This is a genomic window from Streptomyces sp. NPDC018026 (assembly GCF_044327745.1).
Classification (GTDB): Bacteria; Actinomycetota; Actinomycetes; order Streptomycetales; family Streptomycetaceae; genus Streptomyces; species Streptomyces rubrogriseus.
This window is the reverse complement of the sequence record NZ_JBIRFY010000007.1, coordinates 350,846-374,614: the sequence shown is the minus strand read 5'-3', so window position 1 is coordinate 374,614 and position 23,769 is coordinate 350,846. Positions and strand designations below refer to the sequence as shown.

The following is a 23,769-nucleotide window of genomic DNA, read 5'->3' as shown; positions in this document are numbered from 1 at the left end:
GCCACCGCGCGCCCGGCGGTGACGTCGGCGGACCGGACGCGGTCCGCGGAGAGGGGGACGGGGTGGAGGGCGACCGGGTGGCGGCGGACGAGCTGCTGGTGCTGGTGGCGGACGGCGACCAGCAGGCCTTCGAGGAGCTGTACGGGCTGGTGTCGGGGCCGGTGTTCGGACTCGTGCGGCGCGTGGTGCGCGACCCGGCCCAGTCCGAGGAGGTGGCCCAGGAGGTGCTGCTCGAACTGTGGCGGTCCGCGGCGCGCTTCGACCCCCGCCGGGGGAGCGCCCTGTCGTGGATCCTCACCGTCGCCCACCGCCGCGCCGTCGACCGGGTGCGCAGCGCCCGCGCCGCCGGCGAACGCGACCGGCGCGAGGCCCACCGCTCCCACCACCCCGCCTTCGACCAGGTGTCGGAGGAGGTCGAGGCGGGGCTCGAACGCGAGTGGGTGCGGCGCTGCCTGGACCGACTGACCGCGCTGCAGCGCCAGTCGGTCACCCTTGCCTACTACGACGGCTACACCTACCGGGAGGTGGCCGAGCGGCTCTCCCTCCCGCTGGGCACGGTGAAGACCCGGATGCGGGACGGACTGGGCCGCCTGCGCGCGTGCCTGGGAGGCGTCGCATGAGCCTCTTCGGCCACTCGCTCGCCGCCCCCTACGCCCTGGACGCCCTGGAGGGCGCCGAACGGGTCCGCTTCGAACGGCACCTGGAGGGCTGCGCCCGCTGTGCCGCCGAGGTGCGGGCGCTGTCCGAGGACGCCGTCCGGCTGGCCCGCTCCACGGCCACCCCCGCGCCGCCCGCCCTGCGCGAGCGGGTCCTGGCCGCCGTACGCACCATCGCGCAGGAGCCCGCTCCCGCGCGCGGACCGGGCCCGCGGCGGCGGGTCGGGTGGCGTTCGGCCGGGCGCGGCCGGCCGCGGCCGCTGCTCGTGCCGTTCGCCACGGTGACGGCCGCCGCGGCGCTCGTGGTCGCCTCGCTCTTCGCGGTGCGGGCCGACCGGACCCAGGACGAGCTGGACACCGCACGGGACCGGGCACGTGAGATCGCCCACGTTCTCGCCGCGCCGGACGCCCGGGCGGCGCGCGGCGCGGACGCACGCGGCCGCGGTCTCGCGGTGGTCGCCTCCGAGTCCAGGGGGCGCGCGGTGGTGACCCTCAGCGGGTACCGCGAGCCGCCGGGCGACCGCGTACGCCAACTCTGGCTGATGCGCCCCGGCGCCGAGCCGCGTTCCCTCGGGCTCTTCGACGGCGACACGCCCCTGATCGCCTCCGGCCTGCGCCGCTCCGCGACGTCACTCGCGGTGACGGTGGAACCCGGCGGGGGCTCGGACCTGCCGACGAGTGAGCCGGTCGTCCAACTCGCCCTGGAATCTGTCGGATTCGGAGAGTAGTCGTCAACCCCCTTACGGGGAAGGTGAATCCTGTGACCGCGATACACGCATGCCGTACCGGGGCGATAGGGTTACCCTGCCCGGGCCGGGTGGACTCGTACGGGTGGGGAGTGACATGGAACAGATAACAGTGCGCAGCAGGGCAAGGGTCCCTGCGATCACCTGCGGGAGCAGCGCGACCAGCTCGCGCCTCGACCGTCATCTCGCGGTACTCGGAGGGCCCGCCCTCCCGCCGCGGGAGACCGTGGAGGCGACGTCGCTGATGCGTGAGCTGACCGCGCGCGAGCCCGCACACAAGCGCAGCAACCGGGGCGTCAGGGTGCGCCGGGTCTCGCTGTTCGCGCCACTGCGTCGACTGCGCCGCTCGCTGTTCGGCGGCAACTGAGGCCCGCGCTCCGGCGGTCACACCTCCCGGCGCGGCGCCGCGGCACTCGTCCGTCATCCCCACGGCACGCAGCGGCGCCCCGGTGTGCTCCCCGAGCGCGGGCCCTCCCCGGTACACCCGGCCTCGTACGTCCGTCCCGCACGCGTTCGCACGTTCTCGTTACGCCTGGCACGTTCCCGTCCCCGCGGCCTCCCCACCGGCGGTGACGCGGTACCCCGGCCCGTTCAGCGGTCCCCGTGCGCGTACCGGCGTACCGCGAGCGGGACGAACACCGCCAGCAGTACCGCGCACCACGCCAGCGACCCGGCGACCGGATGCGTCACCGGCCAGGCGGCCCCGTCCGGCACGGGCGCGTTGCCGAAGAGGTCCCGCAGCGCCGTGGCGACCGCGCTGATGGGGTTCCACTCCGCCACCGTGCGCAGCCAGCCCGGCAGTCCGTCGGTCGGGATGTACGCGTTGGACAGCAGCGGAAGGATGAAGGTCGCGCCGCCCAGTTGACCGGCGGCCTCCTCGTTGCGGGTGAGCAGACCCAGGAAGATCCCGATCCACGTCGTCGCGAACCGGAACAGCAGCAGCAGCCCGAGCGCGCCCACCGCGCCGAGCGCCCCGCCCTCCACCCGCCAGCCGACCGCGAGCCCGACGAGCAGCAGCGGCACCGTCCCGGCGGCTGTGACGAGCACGTCGGCGACCGACTGTCCGAGCGGCACGGCGGCCCGGCTCACCGGCAGCGTCCGCAGGCGGTCCGTCACGCCCCGGTGGGTGTCCTGGGCCGCCTGGAACATGCCCGTCATGATGCCGTTCGCGGCGGTGGCGACCAGCAACCCCGGTACCAGGAAGGCCCGGTACTCCGCGCCCGGCATCGCCAGCGCGCTGCCGAAGACGTAGCCGAAGAACAGCAGCATCGTGATCGGCATGGTCTGGGTGAGGATCAGCAGACCCGGGTTGTTGCGGGCCCGCCGCAACTGGCGGCCCAGCATGGCCGCCCCGTCGTACGCCAGGCCGTACGCCGAGCCGTGCGGCCCCGTCGTCACCGCGCTCATGCCACCAGCTCCTTGCTGTCGTTGCTGTCGTTGTTGTCGGTTCCCTCGCCGCCGTCGCCGCCGTCGCCGCTCTCGCCGCTGCCGGTGCCGCCGGTCAGGCGGAGGAAGACGTCGTCGAGGGTCGGCGGCCGCAGGCTCGCGTCCGCCAGGGGCACGCCCGCCGCGTCGAGTTCGCGCACCAGGCGGGGCAGGGTCAGGGTCGGATCGGTGCTGACGGCGCCGACCGTGCGCCGCTCGTGGTCGAGGACCGGTTCGGCGCCGGTCAGCCGGTCCAGGACCGCCGCCGCCCGCACCAGGGCGTCCGCGTCCGGGACGACGGCCTCCGCGTAGGCCCCCACCAGCGCCTTGAGCTCGGCCGGCGACCCGGTGTGCGCGACCCGGCCCCGGTCCACCAGGGCGATGTCGTCGGCCAGGCGGTCGGCCTCCTCCAGGTACTGCGTGGTCAGCAGCACGGTGGTGCCGTCCGCCTTCAGGGCGCGCACGGTCTCCCAGACGCGGTTCCGGCTGGCCGGGTCGAGCCCGGTCGTCGGCTCGTCCAGGAACAGCACCTCGGGGCGGCGCACCAGGCTCGCGGCCAGGTCGAGACGGCGCCGCATGCCGCCGGACAGGGTGGCGGCGGGCCGGTCGGCGGCGTCGGCCAGGCCGAAGCGGTCCAGCAGCTCGTCGGCCCGCGCCCCCGCGTCCCGCACCCGGTGCAGCCGGGCGAACAGCCGCAGGTTCTGCCGCCCGGTGAGGTCTCCGTCCACCGAGGCGTACTGCCCGGTCACCCCGATCAGGCGACGCACCGCGGCCGCCTCCCGCACCAGGTCGTGCCCGGCGACCCGCGCCGAGCCCGCGTCCGGCCGCAGCAGCGTCGTCAGCAGCCGGACCGCCGTGGTCTTGCCCGCCCCGTTCGGCCCGAGCAGCCCGCAGACGGTGCCCTCGGCCACCGCGAGATCCAGGCCGCGCAGCGCGTGCACGGTGCCGAAGCGCTTCTCCAGACCCTCACTAAGTACAGCGTACGTAGTAGTCATGCGTCGACCATAGCGCACTACGTACGGTGTACGTAACTAGGATGGTGGCCGAGGTGATGCACGATGGCGGGCCGAGCGGCCGTACCCGAAGTGATCTGGTCGCGCCCCGAGCGCACCGGCCGAGGGCCGAGACCGGCCTACACCCGCGCCGACATCGCCGCCGCCGCGGTGCGGATCGCCGACGCCGAGGGCCTGGACGCGGTCACGATGCGCCGCGTCGCCGGTGAGCTGGGCTGCGGCACCATGTCGCTGTACAACTACGTCCCCCGCAAGGAGGACCTGTACGAGCTGATGATGGACGCGGTCAGCGGCGAGCACGAGCTGTGGGAGCCGAGCGGCGACTGGCGCGCGGACATGATCCGGGTGGCCCACCAGACCCGTGCCCTGATGCACCGCCACACCTGGCTGCCCCGCCTGATGTCCCCCGTCTACGGCTTCAGCCCCAACGCCCTGCGCTACCTGGAGCACTGCCTGGCCTGCCTGGACCCCTTCGAGGCGCCCTACGGCACCAAGATGGAGCTGGTCGCGATGGTGAACGGCGTGGTGACGACGTACGTCGCCAACGAGATCGCCACCGTCGAGCGCACCCGCTCGCTGCCCTGGTCCGAGGAGCAGGAGAACGCGGCGCGGATCGCCTACCTCGGCCGGCAGGTCGCGAGCGGTGCCTATCCGCGGCTGGCGGCGTCCTTCGCCGAGGACGCGGGACCGATCGACCTGGAGGGGGTCTTCGAGCGGGCGCTGACGCGGGTGCTGGACGGGTTCGCGTGAGCGGGAGCCCCCACTCCGTCGGGGGTCACAGCAGGGCCAGCTGCCCCTCCGGACCCTCCTCCCGGTCGTCCAGGACCGAGGCCGGCCGGCGGGCCGCCCCCGGCACCGGCAGCACGCCCGCCTCGTGCAGCTCGGCCGCGGTGATCCGGTCCGTGACCGTCAGCTCCCGGCACCCGTCCCGCACGTCGGCGAGCAGCGCCAGCACCGTGATCAGTTCCAGCAGTTCGGAGGTCCAGGCCTGCGGCCAGCCGGCCGGGCGGATCGCCGTCAGCGTGCGGGGCTCGCCCTCGGCCGTGCGGGCCGCGAACCACTGCTCCAGCACCCGCACCCCGCCCACCTCGAAGTCCCAGGCCCCGGGCGGCACGGGGGAGATGCGCCCCTCGTCCAGGAACAGGGCCTCCTCCTCCCGGTCGTAGCGCAGGGCCAGCGGGCGCGGCGGCAGCGGTGCGCGGACGTACGGGCGGCGGCCGCCGGGCAGCTTGGGGCGTTCGCCGTCGCGGCGCATCAGCCACAGGGCGCGCCGGCCCAGTGCCACCCCGTGCTCCCACAGCGCGCGGTCCGCGGTGAGCGGCACCAGCGAGCCGGGCCGCACGGCCGCCGCCGACCAGGCGAGCACGTCCAGCGGGCCCGGGCGCACCCCGAGCCGGGCGGCCAGGTGGTCCAGCAGGCCCGGGGCGAGGTTGGGCTCCGCACCGCCGGGGCGGCGGTACAGCGGCCGGATCCGGGCGGGCCCGAACAGCGGCAGCAGCGAGGTCGCGAGCAGCAGCGGCCCACCGGCGGCCTCGGGCGCCTCCACCACGAACAGCTGCCGCGCGTCGGCCACCCGCCACAGCTCCGGACGGGCCGCGTCGATCAGCCGGTGGTCGGGAATCAGCCACTGCTCGTCGAACGGCGCCCGCAGCACCCGGACCGGCTCCGGACAGGGCCCCGCGGCACGCGCCAGCCGCTCGGTGCCCCCGGCGCCGCCCGGCAGCCGCCCGACCGCCGAGTTCGGCGTGCGCGAGCGGGTCGGCTCGAACAGGGTCGCGCGGTCGGGTCCCTCGGCCTTCAGCAGGGCGTCCCAGCGGGCCTTCAGGGATGCCGCGTCGGGAGCCGTCGGCCACCCCCGGCCGAGCCGCGGCGGTGCGACGGACCACGGCATGAGGTCCGCCAGCGGCGGGGCGTCGTCGTGCGTCACGCCGGGCATCGTACGACGGGGCGCCGCGCCCTCACGTGGCATCCAGGGTGACCGTGAAGGAGAAGCGGTCGCCGCGGTAGTGGATGACGGCCACGTCGAGGACCCGGCCGTCGGTGTCGTAGGTGATGCCCGTGTAGTGCAGGATCGGGCTGAGCAGCGGGACTTCGAGCAGCCGCGCCGTCTCCGGGTCCGCGAGCCGCGCCTCGACGGTGTCGGTGATCCGGCTGATGTCCATGCCCACCACGTCCCGCAGCACCTTCGTCATCGGCCACCGGGCGAGGTCGTCCAGGTCGATGCGCCCGGCCAGTTCGGGACGGATGTAGTTGCGGGCGTGGTTGGTCGGCTCGCCCGTCTTCTCGTCGCAGCGCAGCCGGTGGTACAGCGCCACCTCCGGCACCTGGGGGAAGTACTCGGCGAGTTCGGGCGGCACCGGCGCGGTGCCGTGGTCCAGCAGCTCGGCCTTCATCCCGGACTGCTGGGCCACGATCGCGTCCACCGAGCCGAGCAGCCGCACCGGGGCGCCCCGCCGGGCGTGCGGCTCGATGAACGTGCCCCGCCGGCGGTGGCGGGTGATCAGTCCCTCGTCCTCCAGCTCCTTCAGCGCCTGCCGCATGGTCAGCACGCTCACCCCGTAGTGCCCGGCCAGCTGCTCCTCGGTGGGCAGGCGCAGCGGGTCCCGGGGCGAGCGGCCGAGTACCGAGGCGCGCAGCGACTGCGACACCTGGTACCAGAGCGGCAGCTTGCGGTTCAGGACGATGGAGTCCGGGGCGAAGGAGGTCACGGGCCATCCGTACCGGTAGGAAAACCTCAGTGCAAGGGGCGGAAGTGCCGCTCCAGGCCCTGCCAGACGTCGTCGTAGCGGGGCTGGAGGTGCTCGGCGCGGGCCGCCTGGGGGGTGAGGGTCACCGGCCACCGCGTCTCGAACATGAACGCCAGTCCGTCGTCGATCCGCTGCGGCTTCAGCTCGGCGGCGCTCGCCCGGTCGAAGGTCTCCCGGTCCGGGCCGTGCGCCGACATCATGTTGTGCAGTGAGCCGCCGCCCGGTACGAAGCCTTCCGCCTTCGCGTCGTAGGCGCCCTCGATCAGGCCCATGTACTCGCTCATCACGTTCCGGTGGAAGTACGGCGGCCGGAAGGTGTCCTCGCCCACCAGCCAGCGCGGCGCGAACACCACGAAGTCCACGCCCGCCAGGCCCGGGGTGTCGGACGGGGAGGTGAGCACGGTGAAGATCGACGGGTCCGGGTGGTCGTACGAGATGGAGCCGATGACGTTGAAGCGGCGCAGGTCGTAGACGTAGGGCACGTGGTTGCCGTGCCAGGCGACGACGTCCAGCGGGGAGTGGTCGTACTGGGCCGTCCAGAGGTTGCCGCAGAACTTGTTGACCACCTCCACCGGGCCGTCGTCCTCCTCGTAGGAGGCGACCGGCGCGCGGAAGTCCCGGGCGTTGGCCAGGCCGTTGGCGCCGATCGGGCCCAGGTCGGGGAGCTGGAACGGCGCGCCGTAGTTCTCGCAGACGTAGCCGCGGGCGTCCTCGTCCAGCAGCTCCACGCGGAAACGGACCCCGCGCGGGATCAGCGCCACATGCCCCGGCTCGGCGTGCAGCGGCCCGAACTCGGTGCGCAGCAGCAGGCCGCCGCGCTCCGGGACGATCAGCAGCTCGCCGTCCGCGTCGCTGAAGACGCGCGCCATGGAGGCGGTCGCGTGGTAGAGGTGCACGGCCATGCCGGTGCGCTGGGTCGCGTCGCCGTTGCCGCCGAGCGTCCACAGCCCCTCGACGAAGTCCGTGGCGGGCCCGGGCACCGGCAGCGGGTTCCAGCGCAGCCGGTTCGGGTCCGGCACGGCCTGGTTGAAGGGCGCGGTGCGGATCGTGCCGTTGCCCGAACGGGTGAACGCCGGGTGTGCGGCCGACGGGCGGATCCGGTACAGCCACGAGCGCCGGTTGTGCGCCCTCGGCTCCGTGAACGCCGTGCCGCTCAGCTGCTCCGCGTACAGGCCCAGCGGCGCCCGCTGCGGCGAGTTCCGGCCCTCGGGCAGCGCGCCCGCCACGGCCTCCGAGGCGTGCTCGTTGCCGAAACCGGACAGATAGGCCAGCCCCTCCGCGGTCTTCCGCGCGTCCCCGCTCATCGCTCGCTCCCTCGCAACCCGAATCCCTGTAACCCGAATCCCTGCAACCCGATTCCTATGGCACACCGTAGGATTGCGGTTTCCCTCGCGCAAGAGGGCATAAGAGGACTTCCCCGCTCCGCCCCCGCCCGCCCGCTCCCGTCCGCCCGCTCCGTCCCGGCATCCGTCGTGAGGATGACCGGAACCACACCCCCGGGGGATCCGGACTGTCGGACCGGTGTTCTAGTCTCGCGTCATGTCGTGGACGCGGGGAGTGCTCGCCGTGCTCGCGGTCTGTGTCCTGCTGTTGACGGGATCGGCGGGCTGCGGCTCCGGGGACGTGGAAGAACCGGAGGCCGGAGATTCGGCCACACCGGTGGGCAGGCTGCTCGAGGACACCGACGACGAGGGCCGGCGCTACCGCGAGGTGGACGCCGAGCGCGCCCCCGAGGTCGGCATCGAGGTGCAGCCCGAGGCCGACGACAGCTGGGACGTGCGCCTGACCGTCCGCCACTTCAGGTTCTCGCCGGAGGGCACGGAGGCGAAGGCGGTGGCCGCCCGCGGCGTCGCCCACCTCTTCCTCGACGGCGACCTCCTCACCCTCCTGCGCGGCCCCGTGTACCGCCTGCCGGCCGGTCTGGTCCCGCGCGGCACGCACCAGCTCACGGTCCGCCTGTACGCGGACGACGGCACCGTCTGGGCCGTCGACGGCGAGCCCGTCGAGAGCACCGCCGACATCACGGCATCGGACGCGGAGCCGACCGGGGCGACGCGGCCGGAGCCGATCGAGGGCCGGACGGCCACCGAACCGGCGGCGGACCGGTGAGCGCGCCCGCCACCCTCCTCCGGCGCCTCGCGGGTCCGGCGGCCGCCCCCGGCCGTACCGAAGGCCACGGTTCACCCGGCCGGGCGGACAGGGCATCATGAGGACCGTGTCCCACGCGACCCCGCTCCGCCGTGCCCCCGTGCAGCGGCGCAGCGCCGAACGGCTGACCCGGATCCTCGACGCCTGCGCCGACCTCCTCGACGAGGTGGGCTACGACGCCCTCAGCACCCGGGCCGTGGCGCTGCGCGCGGACGTGCCCATCGGGTCGGTGTACCGCTTCTTCGGCAACAAGCGCCAGATGGCCGACGCCCTGGCCCAGCGCAACCTGGAGCGCTACGCGGAGCGGGTGACCGAACGGCTGACGGAGACGGACTCGGGACCGGACGGCGGCGGCTGGCGCGGCGCGCTGGACGCCGTGCTCGACGAGTACCTGGCGATGAAGCGGACCGCGCCCGGCTTCTCCCTGATCGACTTCGGCAACCAGATCCCGGTCGGCGACCGCCACGCCGTCCCCAACCACCGCGTCGCCGAGCGGCTCACCGAACTGCTCTCGGGCTACCTGGGCCGCCACCCCGACGACGACCTGCGCCGCGTCTTCCTCGTGGCCGTGGAGACCGCCGACACCCTCGTGCAACTCGCCTTCCGGGTCGCGCCGGACGGGGACGAGAAGATCATCGAGGAGGCCCGGGAGCTGCTGCGGGCCTACCTGGGACGCGTGCTCGACTGACCCGGCGCGGCCGCATGGCCGCCCGACCACCCCTGCCGCCGCCCGTCCGACCCCTCCCCAACATGCCTACCGGTCGGTATGCTCGCCGGGCACAGCGCGCCACCGCCGCCTTCCGGGAGGACCCCGTGCCCCGCACCGCCCTGCGTATCTGCCCCCTGTGCGAGGCCACCTGCGGCCTGGCCCTCACCGTCGACGGCAGCACGGTCACCGCCGCCCGCGGCGACCGCGACGACGTCTTCAGCCGCGGCTTCATCTGCCCCAAGGGCGCCTCCTTCGGAGCCGTCGACGCCGACCCCGACCGGCTGCGCGCGCCGCTGGTGCGCAGGGACGGCGAACTGCGCGAGGCCACCTGGGAGGAGGCCTTCGACGCGGTCGCCGCCGGCGTCCGGCCTCTCGTCGAGCGTTACGGACCGCACGCCGTCGGCGTGGTCCTCGGCAACCCCAACGTGCACACCGTCGCCGGTGCCCTCTACCCGAACGTCCTGCTCGGCGCCCTCGGCAGCCGCAGCCTCTTCACCGCGTCCACGCTCGACCAGATGCCCAAGCACGTCTCCAGCGGACTGCTCTTCGGCGACGCGAACGCCATCCCGGTGCCCGACCTCGACCGCACCGACCACCTGCTGCTCATCGGCGCCAACCCGCTGGAGTCCAACGGCAGTCTGTGCACCGCCCCCGACTTCCCCGGCCGCCTCAAGGCCCTGAAGGCCCGCGGAGGCACCCTCACCGTCGTCGACCCGCGCCGCACCCGCACCGCGAAGCTCGCCGACCGGCACGTGGCGATCCGCCCCGGCACCGACGCGCTGCTGCTGGCCGCGATGGCCCACGTGCTGTACGAGGAGGGACTGGCCGACCTCGGCGCCCTCGCCCCGCACATCGAGGGGATCGACGAAGTCCGGGCCGCCCTGCGGGACTTCACCCCCGAGTCCGTCGCCGCCGCCTGCGACGTGGACGCCGACGTGACGCGCGCCCTCGCCCGCGAACTCGCCGCCGCCCCCACCGCCGCCGTCTACGGCCGCATCGGCAGCTGCACCGTCCCGCACGGCACCCTCGCCAGCTGGCTCGTGGACGTCCTCAACATCCTCACCGGCAACCTCGACCGGCCCGGCGGCGCGCTCTTCCCGCAGGCCGCCACCGACCGGACCCCGCGCCCCGCCGGACCCGGCCGCGGCTTCGCGCTCGGCCGCTGGCGCTCCCGGGTGAGCGGGCACCCCGAGGCGAAGGGCGAACTGCCCCTGTCCGCCCTCGCCGAGGAGATCGACACCGCCACCGACGCGGGCGAGCCCGTCCGCGCGCTGCTCACCGTCGCCGCCAACCCCGTCCTGTCCGCGCCCGACGGCGACCGGCTCGACAAGGCGCTGGACTCCCTCGACTTCATGGTGAGCGTCGACCCCTACCTCAACGAGACCTCCCGCCACGCCCACGTCGTCCTGCCGCCGCCCCCGCCCGCCCAGAGCCCGCACCACGACTTCGCCTTCAACACCCTCGCCGTGCGCAACCAGGTCCGCTACACCCGCCCGGCCGTCCCGCTGGAGCCCGGCAGGATGGCCGAGACGGAGATCCTCGCCCGGCTCACCCTGGCCGTGACCGGCGCGCACGGCACCGACCCCGCCGCCGTCGACGCCATGGTGATCGAGCAGACCCTCGCCAAGGCCGTGCGCGAGCCGCACTCACCCGTGCACGGCCGCCACCCCGGCGAACTCACCGCCCTGCTCACCGGCGAGAACGGCCCCGAGCGGCGCCTCGACCTGATGCTCCGCCTCGGCCCCTACGGCGACGGCTTCGGCGCCCGGCCCGACGGGCTGACCCTGGAGCGTCTCCTCGCCCACCCGCACGGCATCGACCTCGGCCCGCTGCGCCCCCGCCTGCCGCAGCCCCTGAAGACCCGCAGCGGCCGGGTCGAGCTGCTCCCGGAGCCGATCGCCGCCGACCTGCCGCGCCTCGCACGGGCCCTGGAGGAGCGCCCCGCCGGGCTCGTCCTCGTCGGCCGCCGCCACCTGCGCTCCAACAACAGCTGGATGCACAACATCCCGGCCCTCACCGGCGGCTCCAACCGCTGCACCCTGCACGTCCACCCCGAGGACGCCGCGCGGCTGGGGGTGCGCGGTGCGCAACCCGTGCGCGTGACGGGCCCCGGCGGAGCGGTGACCGTCCCCGCCGAGGTCACCGACACCGTCCGCCCCGGCGTCGTCAGCCTCCCGCACGGCTGGGGCCACGACCGGCCCGGCACCCGCCAGACGCACGCCGCCACCGATCCCGGCGTCAACGTCAACCAGCTCCTCGACGGCGGCACGCTCGACCCGCTCTCGGGCAACGCCGTCCTCAACGGCGTACCCGTAACGCTCACGCCGCTGACCGACGCAGAGCTGTGACCTGGAGTTCTGCGCTTATTGCTCGCATGTCAACGTCTTGTTAACGCCGCTTCGCGCCACCTAACGTCGCTCGCACCGCCTGCCCCGGTGGGATGTTCAAGGGCGAACGTTAGGTACTCACTCATGCTGACCATCCTCGGCTTCGCCATGATCGCGACCTTCCTGGTCCTGATCATGATGAAGAAGATGTCGCCGATCGCGGCGCTCGTGCTGATCCCCGCGCTGTTCTGCGTGCTCGTCGGCAAGGGCGCACATCTCGGCGACTACGTCATCGACGGCGTGTCCAGCCTCGCCCCCACCGCGGCGATGCTCATGTTCGCGATCGTCTACTTCGGTGTGATGATCGACGTCGGGCTCTTCGACCCGATCGTCCGGGCCATCCTGAAGTTCTGCAAGGCCGACCCGATGCGCATCGTCGTCGGCACGGCGCTGCTCGCCGCGATCGTCTCGCTGGACGGCGACGGCTCCACCACCTTCATGATCACGGTCTCGGCGATGTACCCGCTGTACAAGCGGCTGAAGATGAGCCTGGTCGTGATGACCGGCGTCGCCGCGATGGCCAACGGCGTGATGAACACGCTGCCCTGGGGCGGCCCCACCGCCCGCGCCGCCACCGCGCTGAAGGTCGACGCCACCGACATCTTCGTCCCGATGATCCCGGCCCTGGCCGTGGGCCTGGTCGCGGTCGTCGTCCTGGCGTACGTGCTCGGTCTGCGCGAGCGCAGGCGGGTGGGCACGCTGTCGCTGGACGGGGCGCTGGTGCGGGAGCCCGAGCCGGAGAGCGAGACGGTGCTGGTCGGTGCGGGTGCCGCCGGTGTTTCGGGTGCGTCCGGTGCCTCCGGTGTGTCCGGTGCTGGTGCGGCTCGCGGTGCGGCGGGCGGTTCCGGCGGTGTGTCCGGCGGCGAGTCCGACGACGACTTCAAGGGCCTCGACCCGAACCGGCCCACCCTGCGGCCCAAGCTGTACTGGTTCAACGCGCTGCTCACGGTCGCGCTGCTCACCGCCATGATCATGGAACTGCTGCCGATCCCGGTGCTCTTCCTGATCGGCGCCGCGCTCGCCCTCACCGTCAACTTCCCGCACATCCCGGACCAGAAGGCCCGCATCGCGGCCCACGCCGACAACGTCCTCAACGTCTCCGGCATGGTCTTCGCCGCCGCCGTCTTCACCGGCGTCCTCACCGGCACCGGCATGGTCGACCACATGGCCAACTGGCTCGTGGACACCATCCCCGACGGCATGGGCCCGCAGATGGGCCTGGTCACCGGCCTGCTGAGCCTGCCGCTGACGTACTTCATGTCGAACGACGGCTTCTACTTCGGCGTCCTGCCGGTGCTCGCCGAGGCCGGACAGGCGCACGGCGTGTCGACGCTGGAGATCGCCCGCGCCTCGATCGTCGGCCAGCCGCTGCACATGTCCAGCCCGCTCGTCCCGGCCGTGTACGTCCTGGTCGGCATGGCCAAGGTCGAGTTCGGCGACCACACGCGGTTCGTGGTGAAGTGGGCCGTCCTGACGAGCCTGGTGATCCTTGCTGCGGGCATCCTGTTCGGCATCATCTGACCGACGGAGAACAACCGACGGAGAACAACCGACGAAGATCATCGGTTCATCGGAAGGGAACGCGATCATGGTGCCCGGTGGGAACCGCGGCTGGCTGCTCCGCCTCGTCATCGCCTTCGGCTTCGCACAGGCCGCGGTGTCGATGGCCCGGCCCGCCGTCTCCTACCGGGCCCTCGCGCTGGGCGCGGACGAACGGGCCGTCGGTGTCATCGCCGGCGTGTACGCGCTGCTGCCGCTGTTCGCCGCCGTTCCGCTGGGCCGCCGCACCGACCACGGGCGCTGCGCGCCGCTGCTGCCCGTCGGGGTGGTGCTCATCGCCGGGGGCTGCGCGCTCAGCGGCGTCGCGGGGTCCCTGTGGACGATGGCCCTGTGGAGCGGCGTCATGGGCCTCGGGCACCTGTGCTTCGTCATCGGCGCCCAGTCCCTGGTCGCCCGCCAGTCCGCCCCGCACGAACAGGACCGCAACTTCGGCCACTTCACCATCGGCGCCTCGCTCGGCCAGCTGATCGGCCCCATCGCCGCGGGCGCGCTCATCGGGGGCCCCGACATGGCCGGCAGCAGCGCGCTCGCCCTGGTGGTGGCGGGCGGGGGCGCGGCGGTCGCCTTCACGTCCCTGTGGCGCATAGAGCACCCCGGGGCCGCCAAGTCCCGTACGCGGCAGGGTGCGCGCGTCCCCGTGGGGAGCATCCTGCGTGCCCGGGGTGTGCCCGCGGGCATCCTGATCAGCCTCTCCGTGCTCTCCGCCACCGACATCCTCACCGCCTACCTGCCGGTGGTCGGCGAGCACCGGGGGATCTCCCCGGCCGTGATCGGCGTACTGCTCAGCCTGCGGGCCGCCGCCACGATCGCCTGCCGGCTCGTGCTGACGCCCCTGCTGCGGCTGCTCGGCCGCACGGTGCTGCTCACGGTCACGTGTCTGCTGGCCGCCCTGCTGTGCGCCGGGGTCGCGCTGCCGGTGCCGGTGTGGGCGCTCGCCCTGATGCTGGTCGTCCTCGGCTTCTGCCTGGGCGTCGGCCAGCCGCTCTCCATGACCACGGTCGTGCAGGCGGCCCCCGACGAGGCGCGCTCCACGGCCCTCGCCCTGCGTCTGACCGGCAACCGCCTCGGCCAGGTCGCCGCCCCCGCCGCCGCGGGCCTGATCGCGGGCGTCGCGGGCGTGGCCGCGCCCTTCGTGATGCTGGGCGCGCTCCTCCTGCTCTCCTCGGGCGTCGCCCTGCGCTCGCCGTCGACGGGTGCGACGGGTGCGACGGGGCCAACGGGCGAGACGGGTGCGGCCGGTGCGGCAGGTGCGGCCGCCGGTCCCCGGAGTCCGGAGATCGGGCAGGATGTCCCGGACCGGGCGGGCGACAGCCGGCCGTGCCGGGAGTCGAAGGGATGAGCATGATCCTGATCGTTCTGTCCGTCATCCTGCTCCTCGTCGTCGGCGGCTGCGCCTGCGTCGTGTGGGCGGGCCGCGGCGGCCCGCCCTGGACGCGCGCGGTGGCGACGGCGACCCTGGCCGCGGGCGAGTTGGTCCGCGCCTCCGGCCGCTCCGGCGGCCGCCGCGGAGGCGGCGACCCGGACGGCTCGTCGGACGGCTCGTCGAACGGCTGACGCGGCGGCCGGTCCCGGCATGATCACGTCGTGAGACGCCCCGCCCCCTGAATCCGGCCGTCCGCTTTCTCACCAGATGGACGGTCGCGCCGAGATGTCGTCCGGTGTCTTCCCCCGGCCGGGCACGGTCCGTTAACTTCCGTGACTCACACGCCCCGTACGACCCGCACGAGGGCGTCCGACCGCGGAGCACCAGAGCTCAGTGAGCCCCCGGGGGCACCTCCATGACACGCGCCATCTCCCTGCACGACGTGAGCAAGACCTACGCGCGAGGCGTCCGCGTGGTGGACCGGCTGTCGCTGGACATCGCGCCGGGCGAGTTCCTCGTCCTGCTCGGCCCCTCCGGCTGCGGCAAGTCGACCGTGCTGCGCATGATCGCCGGACTGGAGGAGATCACCGAGGGGGAGCTGACGCTGGACGGCGCGTACGCCAACGACCTGCTCCCCGCCGACCGGCGGATGGCGATGGTCTTCCAGAACTTCGCCCTGTACCCCAACATGACCACCCGCGGGAACATCGGCTTCCCGCTGCGCGTCGAGGACCCGCAGACCGACCACACCCCCCGGGTGGACGCCACCGCCCGCATGCTGGGCATCGAGGACCTCCTCGACCGCCTCCCCGCCCAGCTCTCCGGCGGCGAACGCCAGCGGGTCGCCATGGGCCGGGCCATCTCCCGCCACCCGACCGTCTTCCTGATGGACGAGCCGCTGTCCAACCTCGACGCCAAGCTCCGCAACCACCTGCGCGCGGAGATCACCCGGCTGACCCGGGAGCTGGGCGTCACCACGATCTACGTCACCCACGACCAGTCCGAGGCCATGTCGCTGGGCGACCGCGTCGCCGTGCTGCGCGGCGGCGTCCTCCAGCAGGTGGACACCCCGCGCGCCGTCTACGCCCTGCCCCGCAACGTCTTCGTCGCCGCCTTCATCGGCACCCCCCGCATCAACCTGCTGCGCGGCCTCGTGCGCGCCCCGCTGGACGGGGCGATGACCATCAGCCTGGGCAAGCAGTTCCTGCGCCTGCCCGAACCGCTCTCCCTGGACCACCAGTTGCTCCGCGTCCAGCAGGGCCGCGAGGTCATCGTGGGCCTGCGCTCGGAGGCCGTCCGGATCGCGAAGCCCTCGTCCGCCCGCCCCGGCGAGGTGCTGCTCACCGGGCTCGTGGAGCACGTCGAGTTCCAGGGCCACGAGGTCCTCGTGCACTTCAACACCGGTTCGCAGCCGGCCGTCGTGCCCGACCTGGAGGCCCCGCGCCCCGCCGCCCGGCCGGCCAGGCGCCGCCGCCGCGACGGCACGGTCCTGGAGCGGCTGAGGGAACGCGCGGGCGCCCTGCGGGCCGGACCCGTGGTCGTCATGGACGAGCCGCCGGAGCCCGGACCCGCGGTCGCCGCCCCCGACGGCCGCCTCCCCGGCGACCTGATCGTCCGGACCACGCCCGACATCGACCTCCGCCACGGCATGCAGGTGCCCCTTCTCGTCGACCTCGCCCACCTGTTCGTCTTCGACCAGCACGGCGACCGGATCTGCCCCGCCCCGGCGCGGCTGCCGGAACTGGAGGAGTGATCACGCCGCGATTCCGCACTCCGGGAGGGTGAGCCGCGCCACCATCGGGGGAGCCCCTGGTGCCGTAAAACTAACGGCGCTAGTTTGGGGTCGGACGACGAGGCCCGCCCGGAAGGAACCCGATGAAGGCACACGACGGCATGTACATCGACGGAGCCTGGCGCCTCGCCGACGGCCGGGACACGATCGACGTCGTGAACCCGGTCGACGAGCAGGTGATCGGCAAGGTCCCCGCGGGCAGTGCCCTGGACGTCGACACCGCCGTACGGGCCGCCCGCGCCGCCCTGCCGGGCTGGGCCGCCACCCCGCCCGCCGAACGGGCCGCACGCCTGGCCGCGCTGCGGGACGTCCTGGTGGCCCGCAAGGACGAGATCGCCGAGACGGTCACCGCCGAGCTGGGCTCCCCGCTGAAGTTCTCGCAGGCCGTGCACGCGGGCGTGCCGATCGCGGTCGCCGGTTCCTACGCCGAACTGGCGGCGACCCATGCCTTCGAGGAGAAGGTCGGCAGCTCCGTGGTCCACCACGAGCCGGTCGGCGTGGTCGGCGCCATCACCCCCTGGAACTACCCGCTCCACCAGATCGTCGCCAAGGCCGCCCCGGCGCTCGCGGCTGGCTGCACGATGGTGCTCAAGCCCGCCGAGGACACCCCGCTCGTCGCGCAGCTCTTCGCCGAGGCGGTGCACGAGGCCGGGATCCCCGCGGGCGTCTTCAACCTGGTCACCGGCCTCGGCCCGGTCGCCGGACAGGCCCTCGCCGAACACCCGGGTGTCGACCTGGTCTCCTTCACCGGCTCCACCGCCGTCGGCCGCCGGATCGGCGCCACCGCGGGCGCCGCCGTCAAGCGGGTCGCCCTCGAACTCGGCGGCAAGTCCGCCAACGTCATCCTCCCGAGCGCCGACCTCGCCAAGGCGGTCAACGTCGGCGTCGCCAACGTCATGTCCAACTCCGGCCAGACGTGCAGCGCCTGGACCCGCATGCTGGTCCACCGCGACCAGTACGACGCAGCGGTGGCGCTCGCCGCCGAGGCCGCCGCGAAGTACGGCGACCGGATCGGCCCCGTCGTCAACGCCAAGCAGCGGGAGCGGGTGCGCGGTTACATCGAGAAGGGCGTCGCCGAGGGCGCGCGCCTGGTCGCGGGCGGCCCCGAAGCCCCGCGCGAGCAGGGCTACTTCGTCAGCCCGACGGTCTTCGCCGACGTGCGCGAGGACATGACCATCGCCCAGGAGGAGATCTTCGGCCCGGTCCTGTCCATCCTCCGCTACGAGGACGAGGACGACGCGCTCCGGATCGCCAACGGCACGGTCTACGGCCTCGCCGGGGCCGTCTGGGCCGGGGACGAGGCCGACGCGGTCGCCTTCGCCCGCCGGATGGACACCGGGCAGGTCGACATCAACGGCGGCCGGTTCAACCCGCTGGCGCCCTTCGGCGGCTACAAGCAGTCGGGCGTGGGACGCGAGTTGGGCGCCCACGGCCTCACCGAGTACCTCCAGACCAAGTCCCTCCAGTTCTAGCCCGCAGGGGAGCCGTCCACGTCATGGCCGTCCGTACCGCAGTCCGTGCCGCCGTCGTACCCGCCCCGGGGGCCCCGCTGGAGGTCACCGGCATCGAGCTGCCCGAGCCCGGCCCCGGCCGGGTCCGGGTGCGGCTCGCCGCCGCCGGGGTCTGCCACTCCGACCTGTCCCTGTCCAACGGCACCATGCGGGTGCCGCTGCCCGCCGTCCTCGGCCACGAGGGCGCCGGCACCGTCGTCGCGGTCGGCGAGGGCGTCACCCACGTCGTGCCCGGCGACGAGGTCGTCCTCAACTGGGCCCCGTCCTGCGGCGCCTGCCACGCCTGCTCGCTCGGCGAGGTCTGGCTGTGCGCCAACGCGCTCACCGGCGCCGCCGACGTGCACGCCCGCCGCGCCGACGACGGCACCGACCTGCACCCCGGCCTGAACGTCGCCGCGTTCGCCGAGGAGACGGTGGTCGCCGCCGGGTGCGTCCTGCCCGCCCCCGAGGGCATCCCCCTCACCGAGGCGGCGCTGCTCGGCTGCGCCGTCCTCACCGGATACGGCGCCGTCCACCACTCGGCGCGGGTCCGCGAGGGTGAGACGGTCGCGGTCTTCGGCGCCGGGGGAGTGGGCCTGGCCACCCTTCAGGCGGCCCGGATCGCGGGCGCCTCGAAGATCGTCGCCGTGGACGTGTCCCCCGAGAAGGAGGAGCTGGCCCGCGCCGCGGGCGCCACCGACTACCTCCTCGCCTCCGACACCACCGCCCGCGAGATCCGCGCCCTCACCGCAAAGCAGGGCGTCGACGTCGCCGTGGAGTGCGTGGGCCGCGCGACCACCATCCGCACGGCGTGGGAATCCACCCGGCGCGGTGGCCGCACCACGGTCGTCGGCATCGGCGGCAAGGACCAGCAGGTCACCTTCAACGCCCTGGAGATCTTCCACTGGGGCCGCACCCTGTCCGGCTGCGTCTACGGCAACGCCGACCCCGCCCGCGACCTCCCGGTCCTGGCCGAACACGTCCGCGCCGGCCGCCTCGACCTCGGCGCGCTGGTCACGGAACGCATCGCCCTGGACGGCATCCCGGCGGCCTTCGACAACATGCTGGCCGGCAAGGGCGGGCGGGCCCTGGTGGTGTTCTAGGGGGTGTCGTTTGGATCTTGCCGGGGTCGCGGGCCCTGGCACGCGCATCTGCGGCGTTGTCGTCGGTTGCCAGGGCTCCGCCCTGTCGCCCTCCTCCGCCTTGCAGCTGCACGCACCATGCCCCGCTCGGGTCGGCCACAAGGCGCCGTCGCTCGGAGCCGGCCTGATCCAAACGACACCCCCTAGCCCGACGGTCCGGGCGGCGTCTCTTGCGGGCCGCCCGGCACCCTGGGCGGTGCCCGCAACCCCGGGCCCGGTCGGCGCTGTGGCGCGGCGTGGGTGCCGCCTGGGCAACGCCCGGGACACGGGGCCCCGCGCGGCAGCCGTGCCGCAATGGGGGGCGGGCCGCCCCCACACACGTCGGCTGACGGGGTCCGTGCCTGCCCGGCTTCCCCCGGCCGCGACGGTGGAGGGCGCCGAGCCGCCCACCCCGTCTGCGGGCCGGTGGCAGGCCTGCCGGGTCGCTCGCGCCGCGGTGCGGTGGGCGGGTCCGGGTCCTAGGACCGCCCCGCGTCCTCGTGCCGAGGCTCCGCCGTGGGCCCGGCCCCTTCCGGGGTCGCTGCCGGGGCCGCCGCCGCGCGCCGCCGGGACCGCGACACCGCCACGCCCGCCAGGCACAGGGCGCCGCCCGCCAGGGTGAGCAGTCCCGGGACCTCGCCCAGCGCCAGCCACGACATCAGCACCACCAGCGCGGGCACCGCGTACGTGGTCGCGCCCATACGGCCGGCGGTGGTCCGGGCCAGGGCGTAGGCCCACGTCGTGAACGCCAGCGCGGTCGGGAACACGCCCAGGTACACCATGTTGAGCGTGGCGGAGACCGGCGCGTCGGCCGCCTCGTGCACCAGCTGCCCGGCGAACGGCAGGCAGAGCACCGCCCCGACCAGGCACCCGAACGTCGTCACCTGAAGGGCGCTCGCGTGCGCCAGCGCGGGCTTCTGGGCCACCACCCCGCCCGCGTACGCCACCGCGGCCAGCAGGCACAGCACCACCCCGAACAGCGAGGAACCGCCCTCGCCGGACATGGACAGGCCCACGGTCACCGCACCGGCGAACGACACCGCCATCCCCGTCAGCAGCCGCGGCGGCAGGGCGTCGCCCAGCAGCCGGGCGCCGAGCAGCGCGATGAGGATCGGGCCGACGTTGACCACGAGGGCCGCCGTCCCGGCGTCCACCTGCTGCTCGCCCCAGTTCAGGACGACCATGTAGAACCCGAACCACAGCAGCCCCGATATCGCGATCCCCCGCCAGGCCGGGCGCGGCGGCAGCCCCTCCCGGCGCAGCAGCCAGATCACCCCGAGCGTCAGGGCGCCCGACAGCAGCCGGCCGAGCGCCAGCGCGCCCGGAGAGTACGCCTCGCCCGCGCTGCGGATGGAGACGAACGCGGATGCCCACAGCACGACGGTGACGGTGGCCGCCCCGGCCGCGAGCAGTTCGGGACGACGGTGCCAGGGGGCGGCGGGAGGGGACGTGCGGGCGGTGCTCATCATGCTCCAGAGGCTAGGTGGCGACTACGGGTGCGGACCGGCGGATTTCGGACGGCGAGCCGGTGCCGGTGCAGGGGTCGGTGCAGAGGGCGGCGCTCAGCGCAGCGCCGCCGGGTCGAGGCCCAGCAGTTCGGACAGCGCGTCCTCGCCCGCCGGTGTCACCTTCACCGCCCGCTCCGAGCCGATGCGCACGCACCAGCCCGTGTCCAGGGCGTGCCGGCACAGAGCGGCGCCCGCCACGCCCGCGAGGTGCGGACGGCGTTCCGTCCAGTCGAGGCAGGCCCGGGCCAGTGGCCGGCGACCGGTCGGCCGCAGTGGGATCCCGGCGGTGTCGAACCAGCCGAGCCCCGCGTCCGTGAGGGCGAAGCCGGTGTCCTGGCGCAGCAGCCCGCGCCCGGTCAGCGCGTCGGTGACCGCGATGCCGAGCCGTCCGGCGAGATGGTCGTAGCAGGTGCGCCCCCGGGCCATCGCCGACCCGGCGCTCGAGGCCCGCAGGGTGCGCGGACGCCGGGCGGCGGCCTCGGGCGCGACCTGTGCCGCCAGGTCCTCCACGAGCTGTGCCACCCGGTCGTCGGCCATCCGCACGTAGCGGTGCCGCCCCTGGCGTTCCTCGGCGAGCAGCCCGCCCGCGACGAGTTTGCCCAGGTGCTCGCTGAGCGTCGACGCGGCGACCCCGGCGTGCCGGGCCAGCTCACCGGCGGTCCACGCCCGCCCGTCCAGCAGGGCCAGCAGGCAGGCGGCGCGCGTCTCGTCGGCGAGCAGTCCGGCCAGTCGTGCGAGGCCGGGAGCCCCGGCGTCCCTCTCGGTCATGCGTCCAGGATGCGCCACGCACGGTTCGGCGGGCGCCGAAGTGTCCGGGGAGCCCCCGGCGTCCTCAGACGCCCTGCGCCACCTGCGCGTACTGCTGCGCCAGCCCGTCCAGGAGCGCCGTCAGACCGGTCTCGAAGGCACGCTCGTCGATCTTCTCCTGCTGCTCGGCCAGGAGGTGGGCCTGCTGGAGGTGCGGATAGTCGGCGGGGTCGTAGGCACCGGCGTCGTCCACGAAGCCGCCGGCGAAGGAGCCGAGCGCCGAGCCCATGATGAAGTAGCGCATCAGCGCGCCGATGGAGGTGGCCTGGGCCGGGGGCCAGCCCGCCCGGACCATGGCGCCGTAGACGGCGTCAGCGAGGTGCAGCGCGGCCGGGCGGCGGCCGGGTCCGTGGGCCAGCACCGGCACGATGTTGGGGTGGTCGCGCAGCGCCGTCCGGTAGGAGACGGCCCAGTCGTGCAGCGCGGTCCGCCACTCCCGGCCGTCCTCGAACATCGACAGGTCCACCTGCGCGCTGACCGAGTCGGCGACGGCCTCCAGGATCTCGTCCTTGGTGCGGAAGTGGTTGTAGAGCGAGGGTCCGCTGACCCCCAGTTCCGCGGCCAGCCGGCGCGTGGAGACGGCCGCGAGGCCCTCCGCGTCCACCAGCGCGCGGGCCGTCTGGACGATCCGGTCGGTGCTGAGCAGGGGCTTGCGCGGTCGGGCCATGGCGCACATAGTAGGGCTGCGAGCCGAAACTAGCAGTGCTAATTTAAATGTACGGCTTTCAAGATTTCTTTCCTGTGGGGTGACTCGGCATGAACCTGGAGCTCAGCGAGGAGCAGACCGCCGTACGGCAGCTCGCCAGGGACTTCGTGGAGCGGGAGATCGCCCCCCATGTCATCGAGTGGGACCGCGCCGAGGAGGTGGACCGCTCCCTGGTGAAGAAGCTCGGCGAGGTCGGCTTCCTCGGCCTCACGATCGACGAGGAGTACGGCGGCAGCGGCGGCGACCACCTCGCGTACTGCCTGGTCACGGAGGAACTGGGGCGCGGCGACAGCTCCGTGCGCGGGATCGTCTCGGTCTCCCTGGGCCTGGTGGCCAAGACCGTCGCCGCCTGGGGGAGCGAGGAGCAGAAGCGGCGCTGGCTGCCGGGGCTCACCTCCGGCGAGTACGTCGGCTGCTTCGGCCTCACCGAGCCCGGTACGGGGTCGGACGCCGGGAACCTCACCACCCGCGCGGTCCGGGACGGCGACGACTACGTCGTCAACGGCACCAAGATGTTCATCACCAACGGCACCTGGGCCGACGTCGTCCTGCTCTTCGCCCGCTCCACCGACGCCCCCGGCCACAAGGGCGTCTCCGCCTTCCTCGTGCCCACCGACACGCCCGGCCTGACCCGCCGCACCGTCCACGGCAAGCTCGGGCTGCGTGGCCAGGCCACCGCCGAACTGGTCCTGGAGGACGTCCGCGTCCCCGCCTCCGCGATGCTCGCGCCCGAGGGCAAGGGATTCTCGGTGGCCATGTCGGCCCTCGCCAAGGGGCGGATGTCGGTCGCCGCCGGCTGCGTCGGCATAGCCCAGGCCGCGCTGGACGCGGCCGTGCGGTACGCGGGCGAGCGGGAGCAGTTCGGGAAGACCATCGCCCACCACCAGCTGGTGCAGGAGCTGATCAGCGACATCGCCCTCGACGTGGACGCGGCCCGGCTGCTGACCTGGCGGGTGGCCGACCTGATCGACCGCGGGCAGCCCTTCGCCGTCGAGTCCTCCAAGGCCAAGCTCTTCGCCTCGGAGGCCGCCGTGCGCGCCGCCAACAACGCCCTCCAGGTCTTCGGCGGCTACGGCTACATCGACGAGTACCCGGCCGGCAAGCTGCTGCGCGACGCCCGCGTGATGACCCTCTACGAGGGCACCAGCCAGATCCAGAAGCTGGTCATCGGGCGCGCGCTGACCGGGGTTTCGGCGTTCTGACCGCGGACTCTGAGTACGCGGACTGAGTACGACGGCGGATGTGGCGCGGGCCACCTCCGCCGACTCTTGTCCCCATGAGCGACACACCGGTCAAGCAGCAGAACACGGCGGCCTTCTACGGGCAGGCCGTCGCCTCGTTCGCGGTGGCCATGGCCGCCACCGCCATCGGCATCTACCAGCTCCAGGCCGACGCCTGGGTGCGCGCCTTCCTCGCGATCGCCGTCCTGTACCTCGTCACCTCGGCCTTCACGCTGGCCAAGATCATCCGGGACCGCCAGGAGGTCGGCCAGATAGTCAGCCGGGTCGACCAGGCGCGCCTGGACAAGATCCTCGTCGAGCACGACCCGTTCCAGAAGCCGGGCGGCGCCCCGGCGGGCCAGCGCCCCTAA

23 protein-coding genes are annotated in these 23,769 nt (G+C 73.9%); 15 read left to right on the top strand and 8 right to left on the bottom strand.

What is annotated here, in order from left to right; translation table 11 throughout:
- Positions 1-77 precede the first annotated feature (77 nt).
- The 3 genes from ACH4D3_RS23755 (at position 78) to ACH4D3_RS23745 (ending at position 1,769) form a co-directional block, all read left to right on the top strand.
- Positions 78-620: a sigma-70 family RNA polymerase sigma factor gene (locus tag ACH4D3_RS23755; protein WP_398325346.1), complete on the top strand. Its 543-nt coding sequence runs from the start codon at positions 78-80 to the stop codon at positions 618-620.
- A complete protein-coding gene (locus ACH4D3_RS23750) occupies positions 617-1,384 on the top strand; it encodes an anti-sigma factor domain-containing protein (protein WP_398325134.1) in 768 nt (255 codons plus the stop codon). Before ACH4D3_RS23755 ends, ACH4D3_RS23750 begins: the two co-directional genes overlap by 4 nt.
- 115 nt (positions 1,385-1,499) lie before the next feature.
- Positions 1,500-1,769 (top strand): hypothetical protein, encoded by a 270-nt coding sequence (locus ACH4D3_RS23745; RefSeq protein ID WP_042825858.1) that lies wholly within the window; start codon positions 1,500-1,502, stop codon positions 1,767-1,769.
- A 224-nt stretch (positions 1,770-1,993) separates the two neighbouring features.
- Here ACH4D3_RS23745 and ACH4D3_RS23740 read toward each other — a convergent pair whose 3' ends face one another.
- On the bottom strand, positions 1,994-2,809 hold the full coding sequence (locus tag ACH4D3_RS23740) for an ABC transporter permease (RefSeq protein ID WP_398325131.1): 816 nt from the start codon (positions 2,807-2,809) through the stop codon (positions 1,994-1,996).
- The gene (locus ACH4D3_RS23735; protein ID WP_398325128.1) at positions 2,806-3,822 is read right to left on the bottom strand and encodes an ATP-binding cassette domain-containing protein; all 1,017 of its coding nucleotides are present in this window, start codon (positions 3,820-3,822) and stop codon (positions 2,806-2,808) included. The genes ACH4D3_RS23740 and ACH4D3_RS23735 overlap by 4 nt, the downstream gene beginning before the upstream one ends.
- A 63-nt stretch (positions 3,823-3,885) precedes the next feature.
- On the opposite strand from ACH4D3_RS23735, the gene ACH4D3_RS23730 reads away from it, so the two are divergent.
- Positions 3,886-4,590: a TetR/AcrR family transcriptional regulator C-terminal domain-containing protein gene (locus ACH4D3_RS23730; protein WP_398325125.1), complete on the top strand. Its 705-nt coding sequence runs from the start codon at positions 3,886-3,888 to the stop codon at positions 4,588-4,590.
- A gap of 25 nt (positions 4,591-4,615) precedes the next feature.
- Here ACH4D3_RS23730 and ACH4D3_RS23725 read toward each other — a convergent pair whose 3' ends face one another.
- Genes ACH4D3_RS23725 through hmgA form a run of 3 tightly spaced genes read right to left on the bottom strand, consistent with a single transcriptional unit; the run spans position 4,616 to position 7,891 of the window.
- Positions 4,616-5,776, bottom strand: coding sequence for a type ISP restriction/modification enzyme (locus tag ACH4D3_RS23725; protein WP_398325122.1), 1,161 nt, complete (start codon positions 5,774-5,776; stop codon positions 4,616-4,618).
- Between the two features lie 22 nt (positions 5,777-5,798).
- Positions 5,799-6,548, bottom strand: coding sequence for a GntR family transcriptional regulator (locus ACH4D3_RS23720; RefSeq protein ID WP_398325119.1), 750 nt, complete (start codon positions 6,546-6,548; stop codon positions 5,799-5,801).
- Between the two features lie 26 nt (positions 6,549-6,574).
- On the bottom strand, positions 6,575-7,891 hold the full coding sequence (hmgA, locus tag ACH4D3_RS23715; protein ID WP_398325116.1) for a homogentisate 1,2-dioxygenase: 1,317 nt from the start codon (positions 7,889-7,891) through the stop codon (positions 6,575-6,577).
- A gap of 235 nt (positions 7,892-8,126) precedes the next feature.
- Between hmgA and ACH4D3_RS23710 the strand changes: the two genes are divergently transcribed.
- From ACH4D3_RS23710 to ACH4D3_RS23670, 9 genes are all read left to right on the top strand, one after another.
- Positions 8,127-8,696 (top strand): hypothetical protein, encoded by a 570-nt coding sequence (locus ACH4D3_RS23710; protein ID WP_398325113.1) that lies wholly within the window; start codon positions 8,127-8,129, stop codon positions 8,694-8,696.
- A 97-nt stretch (positions 8,697-8,793) separates the two neighbouring features.
- Positions 8,794-9,423, top strand: coding sequence for a TetR family transcriptional regulator (locus tag ACH4D3_RS23705; RefSeq protein ID WP_398325110.1), 630 nt, complete (start codon positions 8,794-8,796; stop codon positions 9,421-9,423).
- 125 nt (positions 9,424-9,548) lie between these two features.
- Entirely contained in the window at positions 9,549-11,792 is a 2,244-nt protein-coding gene (locus tag ACH4D3_RS23700; protein WP_398325107.1) for a molybdopterin-dependent oxidoreductase, read from the top strand.
- A 123-nt stretch (positions 11,793-11,915) separates the two neighbouring features.
- On the top strand, positions 11,916-13,352 hold the full coding sequence (locus tag ACH4D3_RS23695; protein WP_398325104.1) for a CitMHS family transporter: 1,437 nt from the start codon (positions 11,916-11,918) through the stop codon (positions 13,350-13,352).
- Positions 13,353-13,419: 67 nt separating this feature from the next.
- Positions 13,420-14,730 (top strand): MFS transporter, encoded by a 1,311-nt coding sequence (locus ACH4D3_RS23690; protein WP_398325101.1) that lies wholly within the window; start codon positions 13,420-13,422, stop codon positions 14,728-14,730.
- A gap of 2 nt (positions 14,731-14,732) precedes the next feature.
- Complete coding sequence (locus ACH4D3_RS23685; RefSeq protein WP_398325098.1) at positions 14,733-14,945, top strand: hypothetical protein; 213 nt, start codon at positions 14,733-14,735, stop codon at positions 14,943-14,945.
- A gap of 224 nt (positions 14,946-15,169) precedes the next feature.
- Positions 15,170-16,507, top strand: a complete 1,338-nt coding sequence (locus ACH4D3_RS23680) for an ABC transporter ATP-binding protein (RefSeq protein WP_398325095.1) — start codon at positions 15,170-15,172, stop codon at positions 16,505-16,507.
- A gap of 122 nt (positions 16,508-16,629) precedes the next feature.
- Positions 16,630-18,018, top strand: coding sequence for an aldehyde dehydrogenase family protein (locus tag ACH4D3_RS23675; protein ID WP_398325092.1), 1,389 nt, complete (start codon positions 16,630-16,632; stop codon positions 18,016-18,018).
- Positions 18,019-18,041: 23 nt separating this feature from the next.
- The gene (locus ACH4D3_RS23670; RefSeq protein ID WP_398325089.1) at positions 18,042-19,139 is read left to right on the top strand and encodes a Zn-dependent alcohol dehydrogenase; all 1,098 of its coding nucleotides are present in this window, start codon (positions 18,042-18,044) and stop codon (positions 19,137-19,139) included.
- A gap of 497 nt (positions 19,140-19,636) precedes the next feature.
- Here the strand turns inward: ACH4D3_RS23670 and ACH4D3_RS23665 are convergent, their stop codons facing one another.
- From ACH4D3_RS23665 to ACH4D3_RS23655, 3 genes are all read right to left on the bottom strand, one after another.
- Positions 19,637-20,626 (bottom strand): DMT family transporter, encoded by a 990-nt coding sequence (locus ACH4D3_RS23665; protein WP_398325086.1) that lies wholly within the window; start codon positions 20,624-20,626, stop codon positions 19,637-19,639.
- Between the two features lie 93 nt (positions 20,627-20,719).
- Positions 20,720-21,433: an ArsR/SmtB family transcription factor gene (locus ACH4D3_RS23660; protein ID WP_398325083.1), complete on the bottom strand. Its 714-nt coding sequence runs from the start codon at positions 21,431-21,433 to the stop codon at positions 20,720-20,722.
- Positions 21,434-21,497: 64 nt separating this feature from the next.
- Positions 21,498-22,139, bottom strand: coding sequence for a TetR/AcrR family transcriptional regulator (locus ACH4D3_RS23655; protein WP_398325080.1), 642 nt, complete (start codon positions 22,137-22,139; stop codon positions 21,498-21,500).
- 89 nt (positions 22,140-22,228) lie between these two features.
- Between ACH4D3_RS23655 and ACH4D3_RS23650 the strand changes: the two genes are divergently transcribed.
- Together ACH4D3_RS23650 and ACH4D3_RS23645 are read left to right on the top strand one after the other, a co-directional pair.
- A complete protein-coding gene (locus tag ACH4D3_RS23650) occupies positions 22,229-23,380 on the top strand; it encodes an acyl-CoA dehydrogenase family protein (protein ID WP_398325077.1) in 1,152 nt (383 codons plus the stop codon).
- A gap of 74 nt (positions 23,381-23,454) precedes the next feature.
- A complete protein-coding gene (locus ACH4D3_RS23645; protein ID WP_398325074.1) occupies positions 23,455-23,769 on the top strand; it encodes a YiaA/YiaB family inner membrane protein in 315 nt (104 codons plus the stop codon).

Excerpts from the sequence above, each read along its gene's own strand:
- ACH4D3_RS23740 (WP_398325131.1), bottom strand. The coding sequence starts at position 2,809 with ATGAGCGCGGTGACGACGGGGCCGCACGGCTCGGCGTACGGCCTGGCG.
- ACH4D3_RS23645 (WP_398325074.1), top strand. The coding sequence starts at position 23,455 with ATGAGCGACACACCGGTCAAGCAGCAGAACACGGCGGCCTTCTACGGG.
- ACH4D3_RS23750 (WP_398325134.1), top strand. The coding sequence starts at position 617 with ATGAGCCTCTTCGGCCACTCGCTCGCCGCCCCCTACGCCCTGGACGCC.
- ACH4D3_RS23655 (WP_398325080.1), bottom strand. The coding sequence starts at position 22,139 with ATGGCCCGACCGCGCAAGCCCCTGCTCAGCACCGACCGGATCGTCCAG.
- ACH4D3_RS23695 (WP_398325104.1), top strand. The coding sequence starts at position 11,916 with ATGCTGACCATCCTCGGCTTCGCCATGATCGCGACCTTCCTGGTCCTG.
- ACH4D3_RS23680 (WP_398325095.1), top strand. The coding sequence starts at position 15,170 with ATGACACGCGCCATCTCCCTGCACGACGTGAGCAAGACCTACGCGCGA.
- ACH4D3_RS23690 (WP_398325101.1), top strand. The coding sequence starts at position 13,420 with ATGGTGCCCGGTGGGAACCGCGGCTGGCTGCTCCGCCTCGTCATCGCC.
- ACH4D3_RS23675 (WP_398325092.1), top strand. The coding sequence starts at position 16,630 with ATGAAGGCACACGACGGCATGTACATCGACGGAGCCTGGCGCCTCGCC.
- ACH4D3_RS23710 (WP_398325113.1), top strand. The coding sequence starts at position 8,127 with ATGTCGTGGACGCGGGGAGTGCTCGCCGTGCTCGCGGTCTGTGTCCTG.
- ACH4D3_RS23660 (WP_398325083.1), bottom strand. The coding sequence starts at position 21,433 with ATGACCGAGAGGGACGCCGGGGCTCCCGGCCTCGCACGACTGGCCGGA.
- ACH4D3_RS23735 (WP_398325128.1), bottom strand. The coding sequence starts at position 3,822 with ATGACTACTACGTACGCTGTACTTAGTGAGGGTCTGGAGAAGCGCTTC.
- ACH4D3_RS23725 (WP_398325122.1), bottom strand. The coding sequence starts at position 5,776 with ATGCCCGGCGTGACGCACGACGACGCCCCGCCGCTGGCGGACCTCATG.
- ACH4D3_RS23745 (WP_042825858.1), top strand. The coding sequence starts at position 1,500 with ATGGAACAGATAACAGTGCGCAGCAGGGCAAGGGTCCCTGCGATCACC.
- hmgA (WP_398325116.1), bottom strand. The coding sequence starts at position 7,891 with ATGAGCGGGGACGCGCGGAAGACCGCGGAGGGGCTGGCCTATCTGTCC.
- ACH4D3_RS23705 (WP_398325110.1), top strand. The coding sequence starts at position 8,794 with ATGAGGACCGTGTCCCACGCGACCCCGCTCCGCCGTGCCCCCGTGCAG.
- ACH4D3_RS23730 (WP_398325125.1), top strand. The coding sequence starts at position 3,886 with ATGGCGGGCCGAGCGGCCGTACCCGAAGTGATCTGGTCGCGCCCCGAG.
- ACH4D3_RS23670 (WP_398325089.1), top strand. The coding sequence starts at position 18,042 with ATGGCCGTCCGTACCGCAGTCCGTGCCGCCGTCGTACCCGCCCCGGGG.
- ACH4D3_RS23665 (WP_398325086.1), bottom strand. The coding sequence starts at position 20,626 with ATGATGAGCACCGCCCGCACGTCCCCTCCCGCCGCCCCCTGGCACCGT.
- ACH4D3_RS23650 (WP_398325077.1), top strand. The coding sequence starts at position 22,229 with ATGAACCTGGAGCTCAGCGAGGAGCAGACCGCCGTACGGCAGCTCGCC.
- ACH4D3_RS23685 (WP_398325098.1), top strand. The coding sequence starts at position 14,733 with ATGATCCTGATCGTTCTGTCCGTCATCCTGCTCCTCGTCGTCGGCGGC.